This is a genomic window from Ketobacter sp., from assembly GCF_003671495.1.
Classification (GTDB): domain Bacteria; phylum Pseudomonadota; class Gammaproteobacteria; order Pseudomonadales; family Ketobacteraceae; genus Ketobacter.
In genome coordinates this window covers 43958-63023 of sequence record NZ_RCHN01000003.1, presented here as the reverse complement: position 1 = coordinate 63023, position 19066 = coordinate 43958, and the positions used below count along the sequence as shown (strand labels likewise).

The window sequence follows — 19066 nt, the reverse complement described above, 5'->3', positions numbered from 1 at the left end:
TCACAGCAGAGGCTGACCACTCATCTCGGCGGGTTGCGGCAGGCCCATCAGTTTCAGCAGGGTGGGAGCGATGTCCGACAGTCGCCCGCCCTGGGCCTGCAGCGTGACCGCGCGACCACCCACGTACACCAGGGGTACCAACTCGGTGGTGTGCGCGGTGTGGGGCTGGCCACTGCTCGGGTCTTCCATCTGTTCACAGTTGCCGTGGTCGGCGGTGATCAGCATGTCGCCACCGTTGGCTTCCACCGCGCTCACCAAACGCGCCAGGCAGCCATCCAGGGCTTCCACTGCTTTTACCGCAGCCTCGAACTTGCCGGTGTGGCCCACCATGTCGCCGTTGGCGTAGTTGCAGATCAGCACGTCGTACTGACCGCTGTTGATGGCCTCCACCAGCTTATCGGTGACTTCGGGGGCGCTCATTTCCGGTTGCAGGTCATAGGTGGCGACATTCGGTGATTTCACCAGGATGCGCTCTTCGCCGGGGAAGGGGTCTTCCTGGCCGCCGCTGAAGAAGAACGTCACGTGGGCGTACTTTTCGGTTTCGGCAATGCGCAATTGGGTCTTTTGGTGTTTGGCCAGGTATTCTCCCAGCACGTTCACCAGCTCTTCCGGCGGATAGGCACAGGGCGCTTTGATGTCCGCGGCGTACTGGGTGAGCATCACGAACTCTGCCAGGGCGGGGACTTTCTTGCGCTCGAAACCGTCGAAATCCGGGTTGATGATGGCGCGGGTGATCTGGCGGGCGCGGTCGGCGCGGAAGTTCATGAAGATCACGCTGTCGCCGTCGTTGAGGGTGGCAGGGTTCTGGCCAGTGGCGGCGATCACGGTGGGTTTCACAAACTCGTCGGTTTCATCCCGCTCGTAGGCGGCCAGCAGGGCGTCCACCGGCGTGGCGCTGGTGTAGTCCGCCTCCCCCAGTGTGAGCAGGTTGTAGGCGGCGGCCACCCGCTCCCAGCGGTTGTCCCGGTCCATGGCGTAATAGCGGCCGATGATGCTGGCGATGCGGCCGTTACCAGTTGCATCCAGCTTGGCCTGAATCCGCTCCAGGCTGGGCTGGGCGGATTTGGGGGGCATGTCGCGGCCATCCAGGAAGGCGTGGACGTACACCTGCTTTGCCCCCTGACGCTTGGCCAGCTCGATCATGGCGAGGAAATGGTCTTCGTGGCTGTGCACGCCGCCCGGTGACAGCAGGCCCATCAGGTGCACGGCACCGTGGTTGGCGTTCGCCTTGTTCACCGCATTCACCAGGGCCGCGTTTTCGAAAAAGCCGCCGTCTTCGATGTCTTTGGTGATGCGGGTGAAATCCTGGTACACGATGCGCCCGGCGCCCAGGTTCATGTGCCCCACTTCAGAGTTGCCCATCTGCCCCTGGGGCAGGCCAACATCCATGCCCGATCCAGAGATCAGGGTGTGTGGGCGCTCACTCCACAGCTTGTCCCAGGTGGGGGTGTTGGCGTGGGCGATGGCATTGAATTCAGTTTCGGTGCGGTGGCCGAAACCATCCAGAATGATCAAAACGTGGGGTTTGCGTGTCTGGCTCATGATTCCAACTTGTCGGCTACATCTCGGTGAGTGGAGTTTCCAGAAAGATCGTCAGCATTTTACCCGAAAAAGTCGCTCAAAGCATGAGGCGGCGTTGCCAGCGGTGGTCGCCCTTTACCGCTTTCGGGTATACTCTGCTGCTATTTCATGCCCTGGCCCTGCTTGAGCCGGGTAACCTGTTGAATTTCTGGGAACTTTAAATGGATCGTCTGCTTGAGTTTACGATGAATCACCCCGAGCTGGTGGGTACTTTCGTGGTGTTGCTGGTGCTGTTCTTTGTGCTGGAATCCCGTCGCGGGGGCAAAACCGTGTCCAGCCAGCAGCTCACCAACCTGATGAATAAGGATGAAGGGCTGGTGCTGGATGTGCGGGAAAGCAAGGAGTTCCGTGAGGGCCACATCACCGGCGCCCGCAATATTCCCTACAGTAAATTGAAGGATAACCTGGGTGAAATCGGCCAGTTCAAGGACAAGCCGGTGGTGTTGGTGTGTAAAATGGGTCAGCATGCCGGTGCGGCCGGTAAGATCCTGCACGGCGCCGGCTTCAAGAATGTTCTAAGATTATCCGGCGGTATCACCACCTGGAAATCAGATGGTCTGCCCCTGGTGAAAGGCAAGTAATGTATTTGATAGCAAGTAATTAATCCTACACAGGTTGGAAGTATGGTTGATGTTGTAATCTATACCACTCCGTGGTGCCCCTATTGTATCCGAGCCAAGCATCTGTTGAAGGCCAAGGGCGCCGGGTTCACCGAAATCGATGTGAACGGTAAACCCAACCTGCGCCAGGAAATGGAAATTCGCAGCGGCGCCCACACTGTGCCGCAAATCTGGATCGGTGACACCCATGTTGGGGGATGCGATGACCTCTACGCTTTGGAACGCATGGGCAAGCTCGACGGCCTGTTGTCTGCCTGAGCCAACCGGCAGCACTGGCCAACCACTCGAAGTATTACAGACTAGGTGATTAGAATGACTGAACAAGCCGCTGGCCAACAGCCCCAGCAACAATTTCAATTGCAGCGTATTTACCTGAAAGACCTGTCCTATGAGGCGCCAAAAACCCCACTTCTGTTCAAGGAGCAGTGGAAACCGGATGTGAATCTGGAAATGAACAACAGCGCTTCGGAAGTGGAAAGCGGTATCTATGAGGTGGTGCTGAAGGCCACCGTGACCGTGAAGAATGGCGACAACACCGCCTTCATCGCTGAAGTGGCCCAGGCCGGTCTGTTTTTGCTGCAGGGCGTGGAAGGCATTCAGAAAGAAGCGATTCTTAAAGGGGTCTGTGCCAACATCCTGTTCCCCTATGTGCGCGAAACCGTCTCCGATGTGGTGGCCCGCGGCACTTTCCCCCAGTTCCTGCTGCAGCCCATCAACTTCGAGGCGGCCTTTGCAGAGAACCTGCGCAAGCAACAGGAAAAGGCCCAGCAGGACGCGCAGCCGGCCCATTGATCCTGATAGCGTAATTAAGAAAAAGGCCGGTGTTTCCGGCCTTTTTTATGCCTGCTGTTTTGATCCGCCTGACAGTTCATCGCACTGATTGGCGACGGCTTCCCCCAGGGTCACCTTGCTGTGGGCGGCCTGCTGCTGCGCATAGGCCTGGGCGTTCTGCCTGAGTTCGGTGGCGGCCAGGGTGTCATTCACGACACGGGTAAACTGCTGGGCGGATTCCACTTGGGTCACAGTCTGCCCCAGCTTCAGCTGATGCAGGGTCTGGGCCGTCAGCAGCTGCTCCAGCTGGATGGGCAATACCAGCATGGGGGTGCCGGCAAGGATGCTCTCCAGGGTGGTGCCGCTGTTGCCGTGGCCGATAAACAGGTCGGCTTGTGCCATGGCGGTGGCCAGCTGCACCGGCTCCACACTGAAATGAAAGCGTTCCGACTGAAGGGCGGCCAGGCGTTTCTGATCGCCCCGGGGGCAGGCAATGTAGACGTTGCCGTTGCAACGACTTAACCCCTCCACAATTGCATCAAACTGGGGGTGGCCTGGTTTCAGATAGGCCAGAATTTTAGGTTGTGGCCCGGGGCCGAACTGCACCGGCTTCTCGATGCCCGGGGCGCCGGACTTGTGGAAGTACAGGCCGTCCTGGCGGATATCCCCGTACAGGTCGAACTCCGGTGGGGTGTTGATGATGGTACGCTCCACCGCGAACAGGTCGGCAATATAGCGGATGGGGGGTTGCCCCCGTTTACTGAGCACCTGATTGATGGTGTGAACCACCCGTTGTTCTGACTGTTGGGCCGCGCTGGTCTGGGACGGGTCCGTCAGCCAGCTGCGGATGGGGTGGCCGGGAACCGGTTGCCAGAAGCCGGCACCCACGATGATTTTCTTGCAGGGCAGGTGGCGGGCGGCCAGGGCCGCAGTGGGGGAGTAGTCCATCAGCAACAGGTCCGGCTGCGCCAGTTCGATCAGGTTGGTCCAGGCCTGGGTCAGCCCTGTTAATTCTTCGGCGTGCAGATAGCCGGACAGCAGCAGGGTGTCCGCCAGGCTCAACACCGGCCGTTGCATGCGGATTTTAGGCAGGAACACCGGTGCCTGCAGCAGCTGTTGTCCATCCCCCTGAAAAAACGGCGCCGCTCTTGATAGATCTTTCAGGGCCAGGTAGCAGTGGTAATTCCGCTCATTCAGGGCCTGGGCAATGTGAGCCAGGCGGGCGATGTGACCCAGTTGGCCCCCCAGTTCCCAGGTGCAGAGGACGGTTTTTGGGGCGCGGCTGTGGGGCATGGGCGGGGTTACCTTTTTCCTAATTGGAGGCGATCAGGGCGTTTATGGTAATAGTACAGCGGAAGTCAGGACATATTATCTACTCTTGTGAAGTTAATGTGGGTAAAATCTGCGCTCAAATACTCGCGAATGGAATGTCGACATGAAAATAAGACCACATCATGGGGTGCCGCTTCTTCTGCTTTCAGCGGCGATATCAGAGCAGGTCTACGCCGAAGTCACCGCGCAGGACGATTTTGCCCGCACCGCGGTGGATCAAGCGGTGGTGATCAATGTACTGAGCAACGATGAATTCACCAATGAACAGAGCTTCACGCCCTTTGTGTTCGTGGATGACGGTGAGAGTGGTCTCAAGCCGGCGGACAATGGTGAGGTCATTGTGAACAACGATGGCAGCATCACCTATACGCCCAATGAAGGCTTTGAAGGTCAGGATACCTTTGAGTATGAGGTGGAAGACTCGGTGGATTACGGTACCGACGTCGCCCTGGTGACCGTGGTGGTGGGGGACGGTGGCATCGAGACCCTGGTGACCGGTAAAAACCAGCAGACCACCGCGAGCATGATCGAAAGGGTGTGCGATGCGTCCAACAGTGAAAATATTTCCAGTGAGCTGAGTGAGGCCTGTGCCGAGCTGGACTCCCTCTCCAACGACGAGCTGGCGCAACTGATTACCCAGATCAACCCTGAAGAAATCCTGATGGCCCGGCGCATGATGTCGGAGCTGAGCCGCAGCCAGACCCAGCGCATCTATTCCGGCCAGCAGCTGCTGCGGCAGGGGCTCAACCCCAGTCAGATCGTGTTGAATGGCACCAGTGTTCCGTTGGCAAATTACCAGGGCGGTGCCGCCTCTTCCGAGCAGCTGTCCCGCTTCGGTATTTTCGGCACCGTGCACATCGATCAGGTGGAGCACGATGCCAGCACGCTGGAATCCGGCTATGAGTCGGATTCCTATGGCGCTACTGTGGGGCTCGATTACCGGCTGCGACCGGACCTGCATGTGGGGGCGGCCTTTGATGTGGTGACCCACGAAGTGGATTATGACGACAAGGGCGGTGAACTGGACTCCGACGTGTACAGTCTGACGGGCTACATGTCCTGGTTCCGGGATGCGCTGGGTGTGGACCTGCAGTTGGGGTATGCCAGCGGCACCATCGATACCAAGCGTTATATCACCATTCCGGACGATCAGTTGGTAACGGGCGATACGGATAGTGAGCAGTGGAACCTGAGCACCCAGGTGCAGTGGACCTTTGCCCGCAATGCCTGGACCCTGTCGCCTTTCCTGCGCCTGGATTACATCACCACCCAGATTGATGCCTATGAAGAACGCGGCAACAGCGCCTGGTTGATGGGTGTGGGCGAACAGGAAATGGACCAGCTTTCCACCTCCCTGGGTCTGGAGGGCACGTATGTGCTCAGTTATTCCTGGGGTGTCTGGGTGCCGGGTTTCAATCTCAGCATGATCAGCGAAAGCAACTCGGATTATTCACCGGTGGAATTCTCACTGTTGGGGGATTCCAGCAGCAATGGCGACTTCTCGCTGCAACCGGAATCGGAAGACAGCCTGTTCTATGAGGCAGAGGTCAATTCCGTATTGATCTTCGCCGGTGGTCTATCCACTTTTGCGTCCATTAAAACCGTGGCGGACTATGAGAATATCAGTGCTTATCAGTTCAACTTCGGTTTCAACTATGAGATGTAAGGCGCTACTCAACATCTGTGCGTAAGCGCTGCCACAATGCCTGATAGGCTTTTGCCGCCTGAGAGCTGGCGGCAAAAGTCTGGATGGGCGCTCGATGAATCCCCATCTTCTCCAAATCGCTGGCATAGGGTATGGCCACCGGTTCTTCATCACCGATGATGTTTTTGGCATCTTCCAACACGTCGTTATGAATCTTGCGACGTCGATCCACCATGGTGAAAAACGGTTGCAGCTGCACGCGACGCCAGGTTTTTTTCTTCTGTAAAAATTCCCGTAACTGTTGATAGGAACGCAGGGACAGGGGCGAAGGCAACAATGGCACCGCCAAAATGTCGCAACTGGAAAACAGGCTTTCGGACAGTTTGGAGTAAGCGGGCGCGCAGTCGAAGATCAGCAGTTTGTTGCGTTCGCTTACGTCCTCTGTCAGTTTCTGCAGCAGGGCGCCGGATTTTTCCTGGTCGGCCAGCAGCAGTTCCAGTTTGCGCAGGCTCAGGTCCGCCGGGATCACGGAGAGGCGGGGTTGGGGAGTGTGTAAGCGCAGTTTGCCAATGGGCATTTTGCCCTTGAACAGGTTGAGGGATTTTTGGGGGTGTTCATCATCCACCCCCAGATACCAGCTGGCACAACTTTGCGGATCAAGATCCCACAGCAGGGTGTTGACGCCGTCCTGGGCGGCCTGCCAGGCGATATTGACGGCGGATGTGGTTTTACCCACACCGCCTTTTACGTTGAAAAAGGCGATTTTTTTCATGCATCTCTTCTGGTTTGCGCGGTGTGCCCCCCACTGTACTACAGAATTCCTCGACTGTTCATGAACCTAGAGGGAATAGAAGAGATAAAGTCCGTACTCCTCATCGGGGAAGCCGGTGTCATCGTCGTAGTCGGATAGATAAGCCTGGCCCCCCCAATGCTGACCGGCAAAGAAGTGCAGGGAATAGGTCAGGTAGGCGTAATCATCGAATACGTCGTTATCGGTTTGGCGGTAATCATAGCGGGCACCCAGTTCAAAATACTGACCCAGCGCCAGCCGCCCATCCAGGGAGCCATAGCCATGATCCTGCAGGCCGAAAGCGCTGTTGTCGTCCACCACAAAATAGTAACCCAGGGTGGTGCTCAGGCTCAGCAGGCCATTGCCGGCCATCCAGCTGGTTTCGACAAACAGTTGCTTGGCACCATTGCCCAAACCGGCAAGCTCGTCGCCGTTGTCGAACTGAAACCCGATGCCGACACTGCCCGCCAACCAGTTGGGGTGTGTTGGAATGAAGTCCGGAGGAATGTAATAGTTGGCAAAAATCTCGATATCATTCCAACCGGTGGTTTTATCCTCCACGGTTTCACTCTCGATGCCGCCGGTTTCCTCGCAATAGTCCAGGGCCTCCTGATTCAATGCGGTGTTGCGGACCAGTACCCATTTTTGCAGCGGCGTGAGCTCATTTATCTGGCTGCAGGTATGGGCCAGGTTGGGATAAATATTATTGAAAAAGTACACCCCGTCGATGGCTTGCCAGGGCAGGCTGGCAGAGACATGCCAGTCCCCCCAGCTGAATCCCGGAGCCAGGGTCAGGGTGTCAATGGTGGCTTCGCTGTCGTCAGTTTCAAAGGAAAATTCCTGTTGAATGCGCTCTGCGCTCACCGAGAAACCGGGCTCGAAGGTGGCGGCGGGCAGGTTGCAGGAAAGTACTGCGGCGGCGCATGCTGCCGCCTGTGGCCATGGCAGCCGGCGTGGTGGGTTCTGATTCATACTGCACCTGGTGTTGCGGTGTTAACGTAATGGGTTTAAGCGGCGTTGCAGGCGTTCGCGCATGGTACGGCGTTCTTCCGGTGTGGCTTTGCGGAAGCGTTCCTTCACCACGCTGCGTTCCTGGGGCGTCAGTGCCTGCCAGCCGGACCGCAGTTGTGCGCGCTCTTCAGCGGGCAGTGAACTGAACCAGCGATAACGCTGCTTGATGGCTTCCTGGCGTTCCGCCGGCAATTGGCGGAATTCCTGAAACCGTTGCTGCAGTTCTTCCCGGGTTGCGGGGGGCAGTGCCTGCCAGCGCTCAAAGCGTTGCAGGATGCTCTGTTGCTGTTCTGCTGGCAGCGCCTGAAAGCGCTCCACCGCGGCCAGCAGCTGGCGTTGGCGGTCGGCATCCAACTCAGCCCATTGGTTGGCAAACGGTTGCAGTAATACGCGGGTCTCGGCAGGCAGGGCCTGCCAGTCTACCGGTTCCGCCATGGCGGTTCCTCCCAGCAAAAGCAGTGCAATGACAATCCAGTGTTTCATGGTTGTGGCTCCTCATTGTCATTCGGTTGGGCGTGGTTGCCCGGTGCTGCAGGTGATTCTGATTGCGTGTTCACCTGATGGGTTGTGGCCAGGTCCAGCGGATCGAATACATCACCCTGTTGATCGCTGTACTCCATAAAATAATCCCAGAACTCCGCAGGCAGGGGCGCGGTGTCTGCCTGCGCCAGGGTGGCAAACAGCAGGACATAACAGAGCATTCCGGCTTTGCTGTAGTAGGGATCAGGCATCGGGCACCTCGCCAATGGCCTCCAGCATGTCCCAATCCGCCAGCAGTTCCGGGTCCACACTCAGGTAGTGGTCACTGAACAAGGCCGCGGCCTGTTCGGGGGCCGCCGGTTGCTGCAGTGACCAGGGGATGGCGATCAGCAGCAGGATGGAGGCGGCCGCCGCCAGGGCCGGGCGCCAGGCGCGTCGGGGTGGCTGTTGTGCCTGCAGACGTATTTGCTGCAATTGCTGCAGCGTATGCTCGTCCAATTCATCCAGGCTGCGATCCAGTGATCGGGCCAGGGCTTGTTGGAGTCTGCGGTCTTCATCAGTCATGGGCGATCTCCACGTTCATTCCTGTTGCAGTGCCTGGCGCACGCTGCGCATGGCTCGGTGTAAGTGGGACTTTACCGCGCCTTCGCTGCATTCCATGGCCTGCGCGGTGGCGTTCACGTCCAGTCCTTCCCAGACCCGTAACAGGAATGCCTGTTGCTGGCGTATGGGCAATTGCTCCACCTGTTGGATGACGGTTGCCACGTCCGCTGCGCGACTCAGCAAGTGCTCCGGGTTTTGTTCGCTGGGATCGGCGAAGTCTTCGATGCCGTCGTCCTCTGCTGGGTCGGTTGCGTCTGCGTCGGTTTTTTTCCAGGGCCTGAACCAGCGTTGGCTGCGCTGTTGCCGTCGATGCCAGTCCATGATCTGGTTCTGCAGTATGCGGTGGAACAGGGGTGGCCATTGTTCCGGGGTTTGATCGCCGTAACTGCGACACAGTTTCAACATGGCGTCCTGCACGATGTCCAGCGCGTCGGTCTGATTGCGGGTGGCCAGCAACGCCATGCGGTAAGCACGGCGTTCCACGCTGGCGAGAAATGCATTCAGATTGAGTGCGGTTACGTTGCTGGTCATAGTGAGCGACTATAGCAGTTGCCTGTTATTGCTCGCCACTGTCCCCCCAGCTGCGGGTGGTGGAGGCACTGTAGCTCGCCCCGGCGTATCCGCTGGCTTCCACGTTGCGGGTCTGCACTTGGTTTTCATGATCCACGCTGACGCTTACCTGCTTGGATGCCATCTGGCCATCGGCGTTGGTACGGCTCTGGCTGCGCACAAACCCATCTTCGGTTTTGGTGGTTTCCCGCACCGAGGAAACGGTGTCGCCGTTGGGACGGGTGCTTTCCAGGGTGCGTGTGTACGTCTGGGCGGCGGCGTCGTATTCACCCTGCACCTTACGGCTGGCGGTTTTGCCCTGGCCGGTGGCGAATTGGGTGGTGCGTTGGAAATGCCCTTGTCCTGCTACCTGTTCGGTGGTGCGGCGCAGGCTGCGGTCGCCGGCGGTGCGGGTCACTTCTGTCTGAAAGCTGTGGCGTTGGGCGTGACGCAAGGTGTCGGCCTGCGCGCTGCTGATGAGGAGGCCGCCAACCAGGCAGGAACCCAGGATCAGTGAATTCAGTTTGGAAATGTTCTGTTTGGATGTGTTGAGTTTCATGTTGATGCTCCGTTTTTGGGTGGTGATACCGGTATTAACGCAGCGGGGGGAGATGGGTTTACCTCCAATTGAAAATTTTTTGATCAGATTAACGGGCGCCCGGGAAGCCCAACTGGCGCCAGGCTTCGTACACCACGATGGCGGTGGCGTTGGACAGGTTCAGGCTGCGGCTGTCCGCCTGCATGGGAATGCGGATGCAGCCGGTCATGGCCGGGTGTTCGCGAATCGCTTGTGGCAGGCCCCGGGTCTCCGGACCGAAGACGATGGCATCGCCGGCCTGATAGGACTGGAGGTGGTAGTGCTCGCTGCCCTTGGTGGAGAGCGCAAAGCAGCGGGCGGGGCGCACCGTGCTCAGAAACGCCTCAAAATGGTCATGCAGTTGCACGTTGGCCCACTCGTGATAGTCGAGGCCGGCGCGTCGCATGCGCTTGTCATCCAGCTCAAAACCCAGGGGTTTGATCAGGTGCAGGCTCATGCCGGTATTGGCGCACAATCGAATAATATTGCCGGTGTTCGGCGGAATTTCAGGCTGATACAGCACTATGTTAAGCATGGTGGGTCCTGCGGGTGTCCGGTGTTGGCCCTATCGGTGGCGTTCAGGGGCTAATAAGTTGATTAAAAAGTGGCCCTAACTGCGTGATATTGATCACCATTTTCTGATTGTCGTCTACGCTTTCATAAGATGACAACGTTTCCCTGATTGGGTTTGGGTGATGAGTAGTTGGTATAAACAATTGTTTCGCAAAGATAAAGCCGGTTCGGATACGCTGCTTGGGATCAGTTTGAACCCCAACCAGGCGCTATGGTGCCTGGTGCGTCAGACCGATCAGGGGCCGCAGATTACCCAAACTCATGCCCTTGAGCAAACCTTTAACTCCCCGGGTGAGGCACTGAAGGCGCTGTGCGAGTCGGCGCCCGTGCCAGCGGCCCCCGCTCACATCTGCCTGGGACATCAGTACTACAACCTGTTGCTGGTGGATGCGCCGGATGTGCCGGAGGCGGAGCTGCGGGAGGCCGTGCGCTGGAAGGTCAAGGATCTGATTACCCAACCCCTGGAGCAGGTGGTGATGGACGTATTCCGGTTGCCTGCGGATGCCTATCGCGGCCGTATGAATATGTCCTATGTGGCGGTGGCGGAACGGGCCCAGGTGCAGGCCGTGGTGGACGTGTGTGACCAGCTTGCTGTGAACCTGCAGAGTATCTCCATTAATGAGTTGGCCATGTCCGGCCTGGCGGGGCAGATGCATGAACTGCAGGAGCGGGGCGCGGCCTTCCTCTACCTCAACGGGCAGGGTGGCACCATCAACCTGATTGAAAACGGCAGCCTGTACCTGACCCGCACCATCGAGTTGGGTAATGGCGGTGCGGTGTTCAGCGGCAACCTGGATTTCCAGCAGGACCCGGTGGACAACCTGGCGTTGGACGTGCAGCGCTCGCTGGATTATTACGAGAGCCAGATTGGCAAGTCCGGCATCACCGCCTTGTACCTGGTGTCCGATGCCGAGGAGCAGAATGGGTGGTGTCCCGGTCTGGCCGAGCGCCTGCCCATCGCCGCCCAGTGTTTTGAATTGAGTACCGGGCTGCAACCGACGGACGGCTCAACAGTGGCGGCCGGTGCGCTGGCTCCGGCCCTGGGTGTCGTGTTGGCCGCCCTGGCGACTGCGGCGTCTGGCGGGGCCAAAGTGACGGGCATGGGGAGGGTGGCGTGAGCGCAGTGATTCAACGCGTCAACTTCTATCAGGATAGCTTTCGCAAACCGGTCATTGTTCTGCCGTTGAAGCAGATGCTGATGGTGGTGGCGGCGGTGGTCGTGGCGGTGATCATGCTCACCGTGCTGGAGTGGAGTCGCACAGTCCATGCGCGCAACACTCTGGCGGATATGGAGGCGTCCCGTACCAGGATGGAAGCCTCCATTGAGCGCCTGCAAAAAGAAGTGGATGCGATTGTACTGGATACCCGCTTGCAGCAGCGGGAAAAACAACTGCAGCAATCACTGCAGGGCAAGCGCAAGTTCCTGGGCCAGTTGCAGCAAGAGGGTGACACCCATCATGTGCATTTTTCCGGTTACCTGCAGGCACTGTCCAATATGGATACGCCCTCCGTGTGGTTGACGCGCATTGTGATGCGTTCCCCCGGGCCGGAGCTCAGCCTGCACGGTGTGACCGATAAACCCAAGGCGATTCCAGACTACATTTCGGATTTGAAGCAGGAAGAACACTTCCAGGGCTTTGGCTTTCGGGTGTTCAGCCTGGAGCGCATGGAGGAGCAAAACCGATTCCTGACATTCAGTGTGAGTACGCAGTATGACCAACAGTCTGCGAATTAAATATCAGGAGCTGGAAACCAAAGCCCACAAACTCAGTGTGCGGGAGCGCATGATCATTGTGGGTGCCCTGGCGGTATTGGTGCTGGGGGTGGTGGATCAGTTGCTGTTGCGACCCTGGCTGCAGGAGCGGGATCAGATTGAGAAAGACAAAACCACGCTGCTGAAATCCATGGAGGCGTCCAACCGTCGTATTGATGAGTTGCAGAGCGCGATTCTCAACAACCCCAATAACCAGTTGAAAGCCAATATTGAAAATCTGCTGGAGTTGCACGAGGAAGTGGATCACGACATTGCAGCCATCACCGATGGCATGATCGCGCCTCAGCAGATGCCGGTGATCCTGGGCGAAATGTTGAGTGAACGTTTTGGCCTGAAAGTGCATAGCGTGAAATCAAAAGCGGCAGAGCGGTTGCTGGTGGCTGATGAACAGGATCAACAGGCGGCAGCGATCTATCGTCACGATCTGGAATTGAAGATGGTGGGTTCCTTTTTCCAGGTGAAAAACTACCTGGCGGCAGTGGAAGCGCTGCCGGAGAAATTGTTATGGGACCGCCTGGAATATGTGGTGGAGGAATATCCGAAGGGGAGTCTGACCCTGGAAGTCCATACCCTGAGCTCGCAGGAGGAGTTGTTGCGTGTTGCCCATTAAATGCTTGTTGATGTTGACTGTGCTCGCTGGTTCAGTGTCTGTGCAGGCGGCCGGTGATCCCACCCGTCCTCCCATGTTCTCCAATACCAAAACCAAAACGGCCTATGCGCCGTTGCAGCTCAGTATGATTTTGAATGACGGGCACCACAAACGCGCCATCATCAACGAATCGGTGGTGGGGGTGTCGGATCAGGTGGCGGATGCCAAAGTGCTTTCCATTGCCGAGGATTCGGTGGTGGTGAGTCGAGCCGGTCGCAGAATTACGTTGCGCATGCCCATGGCGGCGGTGAGAAAGGAAAGTGTGAATGAATAAAGTGTTTGCCCAGTCTGTCTTGGTTGCCGCCTGCCTGGCCTTGGTGGCAGGGTGTGCTTCCTGGTATCAGCCCAAGCCGCAGGCCGGCACAGCGCCAGCCGCGACGAAACCATCACAGGCTCAATCACAGCCGCAATCGCAGAGCGGGACAACCCCCTCTGCGGTTGCAATGAACTCCCAGCCTGGCCCCCAAGCCGCGGCGGCGTTGCCGGTGGCGACGGCTCCGGTTGCCCCGGCCAAAAAAGCCAAGCCGGAGCTGCCCCGTTTTGATGTGACGGCCAGCGATACCCCGGCGCGACAGTTCTTCATGAGTCTGGTGCACGGTACTTCCGTCAACATGGTGGTGCACCCGGATGTCACCGGCAACATCTCCATCCGCCTGCGCAGTGTCAACCTGGAGGAGACACTGAAGGCTGTGCGCGATGCCTATGGCTACGATTTCGTGCGCAAGCCCTATGGCTACCAGATACTGCCCCGCACCCTGCAGAGTCGGGTGTTCCGCATCAATTACCTGAACATCAATCGCATGGGCTTGTCCACCACCTCGGTGAGCAGCGGCCAGGTAAGCGTCACTGGAGAGGACGACACCACCGGCAGCTCCACCAGCAGCTCCCGCGAAACCCAGGTGCAACAAAGCAGCAATATCAAAACCGAGAGTAATAGTGCCTTCTGGCAACAGCTGGCCAATGTGCTGACCATGATCGTGGGCACCGGTGATAACCGCAGTGTGGTGGTGGACCCGGTATCGGGGATCGCCGTGGTCAAAGCGCTGCCGTCGGAATTGACCGAAGTGCAGAACTTTCTCGACAGTGCTCAGCTGAGCCTGAAGCAGCAGGTGTTGATCGAAGCCAAGATTCTGGAGGTGGAACTGTCGGAAGGGTTTGCCACCGGCATTCGTTGGGACACCTTTGGTGAAGGCTATAACGGCAGCCTGGAAACCAGTGACAACCGCGTGGCCGGTGGCCTGGAGCAGGCGGATTTCAGTTCCCTGGTGAGCGAAAGCGTATCGCTGATTGGCGGTGTGTTCACCCTGGGGGCCAACTTTACCGACTTCACTGCGGTGTTGAACCTGCTGGAACTGCAGGGCAATGTGCAGGTGTTGTCGAGCCCGCGCATCTCCACTCTCAACAACCAGAAAGCGGTGATCAAGGTGGGCTCTGACGAATTCTTTGTGACCGATATCTCCAGTACCACCACCACCACGTCGTCCACGGTGAGTGATACGCCGGACATTACCCTGACGCCGTTCTTTTCCGGCATTGCCCTGGATGTGACGCCCCAGATTGCGGACAGCGGCGAGGTGATTCTGCACGTCCATCCTTCCATTTCTGAAGTGGTGGAAAAGCGCAAGGACATCGGTCTGGGGGATGAGGATCTTTCGTTGCCCCTGGCCTACAGCACGATTCGTGAAACCGACAGCATCGTACGGGCGCGCACCGGTCAGGTGGTGATCATCGGTGGCCTGATGCAGGATGTTTATAAAGAAGAAGTGTCACAGATTCCTTTTTTGGGGGATCTGCCCCTGATTGGCGATGTGCTGTTCAGCCAGAAACTGCGCCGCAAGAGTAAAAGCGAGCTGGTGATTCTGTTGAAACCTTTCGTGGTGAATGACAGCCTGAGTAACGAGGAAGAAATCCAGTCCATCGAGCATCGTTTCCAGCCTTATTTCCCGGATATGAACCGGTCCCCCATTCTGCAGGATGAACAGGCTGCAGAGGGTACGCAAAGCGAGGAGCCCTGAGCCATGGAAGCACCCAAACAACAGGCGCCCAAGGTTCGCATCGGGGATTTGTTGGTTTCCAAAGGCCTGATCGTCGACGCACAGCTGAAACAGGCGCTGGATGAGCAGAAGCGCACCGGCAAGAAGATCGGCAAGGTGGTGGTGGACCTGGGGTTTGTCACCGAAGCGCAGATGCTGCAGACCATGGCCAATCACTTTGGTTATCCCTTTGTGGACCTGGCCCGTTTCCGCCTCAACAATGATCTGATCAAAACCCTGCCGGAAACCTATGCCCGCCGCTTCCGCGCCATCCTGCTGGCAGAGCAGCCCGACGGCATTCTGGTGGGTATGGCGGATCCCCTGGATCTGCTGGCCATAGATGAATTGCAGCGCATTCTGAAACGGCCGGTGCATCCTGCGTTCGTGAAAGAGCAGGAGTTGTTGGGGGCCATGGACCGCTCCTATCGGCGTTCCGAGCAGATTGCCTCCATCGCGGTGGAGCTGGATTCGGAACTGGAAAGCACCGACTTCGACCTGGAAAGCCTGGCCACCACCACCGATACCGCAGAAGCTCCGGTGGTGCGCCTGTTGCAAAGTATTTTTGAAGACGCGGTGCAGGTGCGGGCGTCGGATATTCATATCGAGCCGGATGAACAGGTGTTGCGGGTGCGGCTGCGCATCGATGGGGAATTGCAGGAGCAGGTGATGAAAGAGCGGCGCATTGCGCCGGCGCTGGTGTCGCGCCTGAAAATCATGTCCGGCCTGGATATCTCGGAAAAACGCCTGCCCCAGGATGGGCGCTTCAATGTGCGGGTGTTGGGTAAAAGTATCGACGTGCGCTTGTCCACGTTGCCGGTGCCCTATGGCGAATGCGTGGTGATGCGTTTGCTGGATCAGTCCGCCGGCATGTTGTCCATGGACAAGCTGGGGATGCCCGAGTCGATTCAGAAACGGTTTGAAAACCTGATCCAGCGGCCCTACGGCATGGTGTTGGTCACCGGTCCTACTGGTAGTGGTAAAACCACCACGCTTTACGCTGCGCTGTCCATGCTCAATATTCCGGAACGCAAAATCATTACGGCGGAAGATCCCATCGAATACCGGTTGCCGCGTATTAACCAGGTACAGGTGAATAGCAAAATCGGCCTCAGTTTTTCCTCGGTGTTGCGCACCGCGTTGCGGCAGGACCCGGACGTGATTCTGGTGGGTGAGATGCGGGATCATGAGACCGCTGAAATCGGCTTGCGCGCCGCCATGACCGGCCACATGGTGTTGTCCACATTGCACACCAATGATTCCGTGTCCACTGCCATGCGTCTGATCGACATGGGCTGTGATGCGTTTCTGGTGGCGTCGTCCCTGCGGGCGGTGATTGCCCAGAGATTGGTGCGCAAGATCTGTGAACATTGTATTCAGCCCTACCAGATGACACCGCAGGAATTAACCTGGCTGGGCAACATCGACAGCACGGCCCTGGATGCGGAATTTCACAAGGGCACTGGCTGTCACCATTGCAACAATACCGGGTACAGCGGTCGTATCGGCGTGTATGAATTACTGGAGTTGGATGAACCCCTGTTGTATGCCCTGCGCAAAGGCGATGCTGCGGAGTTTTCCCGTGCGGCCGCCAACAATCAGCACTTTCGCAGCCTGAGTCAATGTGCGCTGGATTATGCCCGCACCGGAGTGACCTCGGTGCAGGAAGTCTTCAAAATCACCGCTTCTCTGGATGATCGTTAAGCGTCATGCCTACGTTCAGCTATCGCGGCCGCACCACCTCCGGCAGTGAAGTCACCGGCACCCTCGAGGCCGGCAACAGCCAGGCGGCGGCGTTACAATTGCAAAACCAGTCCATAACGCCGGTTTCCATCCAGGCGGTGCAAGCGAAAGCCGCGTCCGGTTTAGCGCTTTCCTGGTCGTTTCAGAAACGGGTCAAGCACGATGACCTGATTATGCTGTGCCGGCAGATGCGGGCCCTGACACGGGCGGGCATTCCCATCATCCAGGCCATTGCCGGGCTGGCGGACATCAGCAAGTCACCGCAGATCAAAGCGGCACTGGCGGATATCAATGTGCGCCTGGCCACCGGTTCCACACTGGCCACGTCCATGGCGGCCCACAGTCGGATCTTCAATTCCATGTTCGTCAGCATGATCCATGTGGGAGAAAACACCGGACGGCTGGAGGATGCCTTTGCCAAACTGATTTCCCACATCGAAATGGAACGGGACACCCGTAACCGCATGACCCAGGCCATGCGTTACCCCATGTTTGTGCTGGGTGCCATGTTCGTGGCCATGATGATCGTCAACATGTTTGTGATTCCGCAATTCGCCAAAGTGTTCGCCAAGGTGGGGGCGGAGTTGCCCACCCCCACCCGGATTCTGGTGGCAGTCTCGGAATTTTCGGTGGACTACTGGTGGTTGATTTTCGGGGTGGTGGGCGGCGGCATCTTTGCGTTCGTCCGCTACATCAACACTGCACCGGGCCGGCTGTGGTGGGATCAGAAAAAACTGCGCATACCCATTATCGGCGGCATCTTTGAAAAGATCGCCCTGTCCCGTTTTGCCCGCAGCTTTGCCATGACCTTTGAGTCCGGTGTGCCGGTGTTGCAGGCCCTGAACATTGTCGGCCCCACGGTGGGTAATGAATATATTGCCAGCAATATTGATTCCATTCGGCGGGGCGTGGAGCGGGGCGATTCCCTGGCGCGCACGTCGGCCGCCGCCGGGATCTTCTCCGATCTGGTGTTGCAGATGATTGCCATCGGTGAGGAAACCGGTTCCTTAGATAAATTATTGCATGACGTGGCGGATTTTTATGACGAAGAAGTGGACTACGAATTGAAAGGCCTGGCCGATGCCATTGAGCCTATCATTCTGGTTTTCCTTGGGATTCTGGTGCTGATTCTGGCGTTGGGTGTGTTCCTGCCCATGTGGGAATTGGGCTCTGCCATGAAACGTTAGTAAGAAAGAGATGAAAGGTTGTAAAGATTCGTTAAACGGACATTGCTGCTGGAATTCTGGTCTATATTTATGAAACAAACTTCAGATTCAAGAACTGGTGTGAAAACAACGACTTTATCGGCAAACCTAAAGGGCAGCACCAACACTCAGGGCTTTACCCTGATTGAGATGGTGGTGGTCATCGCGCTGATTTCCATTCTGGCGGCGGTGGCGTTGCCGCGGATGCTGGACACCTATGACAACGCCCATGAAGCGGCGGTGTTCGGTGCCGGTGGTGCCCTGGCCTCCGCGGTGGTGCTGGTGCGCAGCCAGTGGGTGGCCAACGGTGACTCCCTGGCGGTGGACGCGGTGGATGGCTTCGGCAACGACGATGTGGCCACCAGCAGCGAAGGCTGGCCCACGGATGTAGGGCAGGGCGCGGGTTCCAACAACAGCGATGTCATGGACAGTTCTGACCGCTGTGTACGCATCTGGCGGGGCGTGCTGGTAGCCAATGCGCCATCGGTTTCCGCCAGCGTGGCGGCCAGCTCAGATTATTTAGTGGATACCGTGAACGGCAACTGCCGTTACCTGTATCGACGCACGGACCAGGGCAGCAACATCGTCTACAACGCCCGTACCGGCGAAGTGATTACCACCATTAATTAAGTATTTCATAACAGGTTTTACAGGAGAGCTAGAACAATGCAAAAGCAACAATCGGGTTTCACCCTTATCGAACTGATCATGGTAATCGTGATCCTGGGTATTCTGTCAGCGTTCGCGTTGCCACGGTTTGCGAACCTGAGTGACGAGGCATCCACTGCGGCCGTGCAAGGGGCGCTGGGTTCCGCCAAGTCGGCCGCGGCTATCAGTCATGCGGCTGCGTTGGCAGAAGATGCAACCGCCTCGGTGACATTGGAAGGCACTGCTATTAGTTTGGTGAACCTGTATCCGGATGCTGAGTCCATTTGCGCCGCCGGTCAACTGGATACAGATTTTGATTGCGAGACGAATGCGGCCGGTACAGCAACTATTGTGGCTCCAGGAACTCCTGCTGACAATGACCCTTGCTTCACCTATACCGAAGCAGCAGCCAATAGTGCCCCAACTTTCAGTGTGATTGGTACGTGGACTTCAGGTACTCCTAACACCTGTACCTAATACGTGCC

At 57.6% G+C, this 19066-nt stretch carries 23 protein-coding genes; 13 read left to right on the top strand and 10 right to left on the bottom strand.

Features of this window, described 5'->3' with window-relative positions; all coding sequences use genetic code 11:
* On the bottom strand, positions 1–1542 hold the full coding sequence (gene gpmI, locus D9N14_RS00895) for a 2,3-bisphosphoglycerate-independent phosphoglycerate mutase (protein WP_290575846.1): 1542 nt from the start codon (positions 1540–1542) through the stop codon (positions 1–3).
* Between the two features lie 200 nt (positions 1543–1742).
* Between gpmI and D9N14_RS00890 the strand changes: the two genes are divergently transcribed.
* From D9N14_RS00890 to secB, 3 genes are read left to right on the top strand one after another with little or no spacing between them, the layout of a single operon-like run.
* Positions 1743–2162 carry a rhodanese-like domain-containing protein gene (locus D9N14_RS00890; RefSeq protein WP_290575844.1) on the top strand — a complete coding sequence of 140 codons (420 nt, stop codon included), beginning with the start codon at positions 1743–1745 and terminating at the stop codon, positions 2160–2162.
* A gap of 42 nt (positions 2163–2204) precedes the next feature.
* Complete coding sequence (gene grxC, locus D9N14_RS00885) at positions 2205–2459, top strand: glutaredoxin 3 (protein WP_290575842.1); 255 nt, start codon at positions 2205–2207, stop codon at positions 2457–2459.
* A gap of 54 nt (positions 2460–2513) precedes the next feature.
* Positions 2514–2993: a protein-export chaperone SecB gene (secB, locus tag D9N14_RS00880; protein WP_290575840.1), complete on the top strand. Its 480-nt coding sequence runs from the start codon at positions 2514–2516 to the stop codon at positions 2991–2993.
* A gap of 45 nt (positions 2994–3038) precedes the next feature.
* Here secB and D9N14_RS00875 read toward each other — a convergent pair whose 3' ends face one another.
* Complete coding sequence (locus D9N14_RS00875; RefSeq protein ID WP_290575838.1) at positions 3039–4265, bottom strand: glycosyltransferase; 1227 nt, start codon at positions 4263–4265, stop codon at positions 3039–3041.
* Between the two features lie 142 nt (positions 4266–4407).
* Between D9N14_RS00875 and D9N14_RS00870 the strand changes: the two genes are divergently transcribed.
* Positions 4408–5970, top strand: a complete 1563-nt coding sequence (locus D9N14_RS00870) for an autotransporter domain-containing protein (RefSeq protein WP_290575835.1) — start codon at positions 4408–4410, stop codon at positions 5968–5970.
* Between the two features lie 4 nt (positions 5971–5974).
* Here D9N14_RS00870 and D9N14_RS00865 read toward each other — a convergent pair whose 3' ends face one another.
* The 8 genes from D9N14_RS00865 to trmL form a co-directional block, all read right to left on the bottom strand.
* The gene (locus D9N14_RS00865) at positions 5975–6721 is read right to left on the bottom strand and encodes a ParA family protein (RefSeq protein WP_290575833.1); all 747 of its coding nucleotides are present in this window, start codon (positions 6719–6721) and stop codon (positions 5975–5977) included.
* Between the two features lie 66 nt (positions 6722–6787).
* On the bottom strand, positions 6788–7711 hold the full coding sequence (locus D9N14_RS00860) for a hypothetical protein (protein ID WP_290575831.1): 924 nt from the start codon (positions 7709–7711) through the stop codon (positions 6788–6790).
* Positions 7712–7732: 21 nt separating this feature from the next.
* A complete protein-coding gene (locus D9N14_RS00855) occupies positions 7733–8233 on the bottom strand; it encodes a DUF3106 domain-containing protein (RefSeq protein WP_290575829.1) in 501 nt (166 codons plus the stop codon).
* Positions 8230–8481, bottom strand: coding sequence for a hypothetical protein (locus D9N14_RS00850; RefSeq protein ID WP_290575827.1), 252 nt, complete (start codon positions 8479–8481; stop codon positions 8230–8232). The genes D9N14_RS00855 and D9N14_RS00850 overlap by 4 nt, the downstream gene beginning before the upstream one ends.
* Positions 8474–8794, bottom strand: a complete 321-nt coding sequence (locus D9N14_RS00845) for a hypothetical protein (protein ID WP_290575825.1) — start codon at positions 8792–8794, stop codon at positions 8474–8476. The genes D9N14_RS00850 and D9N14_RS00845 overlap by 8 nt, the downstream gene beginning before the upstream one ends.
* A gap of 15 nt (positions 8795–8809) precedes the next feature.
* The gene (locus D9N14_RS00840; protein ID WP_290575823.1) at positions 8810–9364 is read right to left on the bottom strand and encodes an RNA polymerase sigma factor; all 555 of its coding nucleotides are present in this window, start codon (positions 9362–9364) and stop codon (positions 8810–8812) included.
* A 25-nt stretch (positions 9365–9389) separates the two neighbouring features.
* A complete protein-coding gene (locus D9N14_RS00835) occupies positions 9390–9941 on the bottom strand; it encodes a hypothetical protein (protein ID WP_290575821.1) in 552 nt (183 codons plus the stop codon).
* Positions 9942–10029: 88 nt separating this feature from the next.
* Entirely contained in the window at positions 10030–10494 is a 465-nt protein-coding gene (gene trmL, locus D9N14_RS00830; RefSeq protein WP_290575819.1) for a tRNA (uridine(34)/cytosine(34)/5-carboxymethylaminomethyluridine(34)-2'-O)-methyltransferase TrmL, read from the bottom strand.
* 160 nt (positions 10495–10654) lie between these two features.
* Between trmL and D9N14_RS00825 the strand changes: the two genes are divergently transcribed.
* The 9 genes from D9N14_RS00825 (at position 10655) to D9N14_RS00785 (ending at position 19058) form a co-directional block, all read left to right on the top strand.
* The gene (locus D9N14_RS00825; RefSeq protein WP_290575817.1) at positions 10655–11650 is read left to right on the top strand and encodes a hypothetical protein; all 996 of its coding nucleotides are present in this window, start codon (positions 10655–10657) and stop codon (positions 11648–11650) included.
* Positions 11647–12267 carry a PilN domain-containing protein gene (locus tag D9N14_RS00820; RefSeq protein WP_290575815.1) on the top strand — a complete coding sequence of 207 codons (621 nt, stop codon included), beginning with the start codon at positions 11647–11649 and terminating at the stop codon, positions 12265–12267. Before D9N14_RS00825 ends, D9N14_RS00820 begins: the two co-directional genes overlap by 4 nt.
* A complete protein-coding gene (locus D9N14_RS00815) occupies positions 12245–12916 on the top strand; it encodes a hypothetical protein (RefSeq protein WP_290575813.1) in 672 nt (223 codons plus the stop codon). The genes D9N14_RS00820 and D9N14_RS00815 overlap by 23 nt, the downstream gene beginning before the upstream one ends.
* On the top strand, positions 12903–13229 hold the full coding sequence (locus D9N14_RS00810; protein ID WP_290575811.1) for a hypothetical protein: 327 nt from the start codon (positions 12903–12905) through the stop codon (positions 13227–13229). The genes D9N14_RS00815 and D9N14_RS00810 overlap by 14 nt, the downstream gene beginning before the upstream one ends.
* Positions 13222–14970: a pilus (MSHA type) biogenesis protein MshL gene (gene mshL, locus D9N14_RS00805; RefSeq protein WP_290575809.1), complete on the top strand. Its 1749-nt coding sequence runs from the start codon at positions 13222–13224 to the stop codon at positions 14968–14970. Before D9N14_RS00810 ends, mshL begins: the two co-directional genes overlap by 8 nt.
* 3 nt (positions 14971–14973) lie before the next feature.
* On the top strand, positions 14974–16689 hold the full coding sequence (locus D9N14_RS00800; protein WP_290575807.1) for a GspE/PulE family protein: 1716 nt from the start codon (positions 14974–14976) through the stop codon (positions 16687–16689).
* Positions 16690–16694: 5 nt separating this feature from the next.
* Positions 16695–17915, top strand: a complete 1221-nt coding sequence (locus tag D9N14_RS00795) for a type II secretion system F family protein (protein ID WP_290575805.1) — start codon at positions 16695–16697, stop codon at positions 17913–17915.
* 99 nt (positions 17916–18014) lie between these two features.
* A complete protein-coding gene (locus D9N14_RS00790; RefSeq protein ID WP_290575804.1) occupies positions 18015–18563 on the top strand; it encodes a Tfp pilus assembly protein FimT/FimU in 549 nt (182 codons plus the stop codon).
* Between the two features lie 36 nt (positions 18564–18599).
* Positions 18600–19058 (top strand): type II secretion system protein, encoded by a 459-nt coding sequence (locus tag D9N14_RS00785; protein ID WP_290575803.1) that lies wholly within the window; start codon positions 18600–18602, stop codon positions 19056–19058.
* The last annotated feature ends 8 nt before the right edge of the window (positions 19059–19066 follow it).

Coding starts and splice junctions, on each gene's coding strand:
- gpmI (WP_290575846.1), bottom strand. CDS start 1,542: ATGAGCCAGACACGCAAACCCCACGTTTTGATCATTCTGGATGGTTTC.
- D9N14_RS00890 (WP_290575844.1), top strand. CDS start 1,743: ATGGATCGTCTGCTTGAGTTTACGATGAATCACCCCGAGCTGGTGGGT.
- grxC (WP_290575842.1), top strand. CDS start 2,205: ATGGTTGATGTTGTAATCTATACCACTCCGTGGTGCCCCTATTGTATC.
- secB (WP_290575840.1), top strand. CDS start 2,514: ATGACTGAACAAGCCGCTGGCCAACAGCCCCAGCAACAATTTCAATTG.
- D9N14_RS00875 (WP_290575838.1), bottom strand. CDS start 4,265: ATGCCCCACAGCCGCGCCCCAAAAACCGTCCTCTGCACCTGGGAACTG.
- D9N14_RS00870 (WP_290575835.1), top strand. CDS start 4,408: ATGAAAATAAGACCACATCATGGGGTGCCGCTTCTTCTGCTTTCAGCG.
- D9N14_RS00865 (WP_290575833.1), bottom strand. CDS start 6,721: ATGAAAAAAATCGCCTTTTTCAACGTAAAAGGCGGTGTGGGTAAAACC.
- D9N14_RS00860 (WP_290575831.1), bottom strand. CDS start 7,711: ATGAATCAGAACCCACCACGCCGGCTGCCATGGCCACAGGCGGCAGCA.
- D9N14_RS00855 (WP_290575829.1), bottom strand. CDS start 8,233: ATGAAACACTGGATTGTCATTGCACTGCTTTTGCTGGGAGGAACCGCC.
- D9N14_RS00850 (WP_290575827.1), bottom strand. CDS start 8,481: ATGCCTGATCCCTACTACAGCAAAGCCGGAATGCTCTGTTATGTCCTG.
- D9N14_RS00845 (WP_290575825.1), bottom strand. CDS start 8,794: ATGACTGATGAAGACCGCAGACTCCAACAAGCCCTGGCCCGATCACTG.
- D9N14_RS00840 (WP_290575823.1), bottom strand. CDS start 9,364: ATGACCAGCAACGTAACCGCACTCAATCTGAATGCATTTCTCGCCAGC.
- D9N14_RS00835 (WP_290575821.1), bottom strand. CDS start 9,941: ATGAAACTCAACACATCCAAACAGAACATTTCCAAACTGAATTCACTG.
- trmL (WP_290575819.1), bottom strand. CDS start 10,494: ATGCTTAACATAGTGCTGTATCAGCCTGAAATTCCGCCGAACACCGGC.
- D9N14_RS00825 (WP_290575817.1), top strand. CDS start 10,655: ATGAGTAGTTGGTATAAACAATTGTTTCGCAAAGATAAAGCCGGTTCG.
- D9N14_RS00815 (WP_290575813.1), top strand. CDS start 12,245: ATGACCAACAGTCTGCGAATTAAATATCAGGAGCTGGAAACCAAAGCC.
- mshL (WP_290575809.1), top strand. CDS start 13,222: ATGAATAAAGTGTTTGCCCAGTCTGTCTTGGTTGCCGCCTGCCTGGCC.
- D9N14_RS00800 (WP_290575807.1), top strand. CDS start 14,974: ATGGAAGCACCCAAACAACAGGCGCCCAAGGTTCGCATCGGGGATTTG.
- D9N14_RS00795 (WP_290575805.1), top strand. CDS start 16,695: ATGCCTACGTTCAGCTATCGCGGCCGCACCACCTCCGGCAGTGAAGTC.
- D9N14_RS00785 (WP_290575803.1), top strand. CDS start 18,600: ATGCAAAAGCAACAATCGGGTTTCACCCTTATCGAACTGATCATGGTA.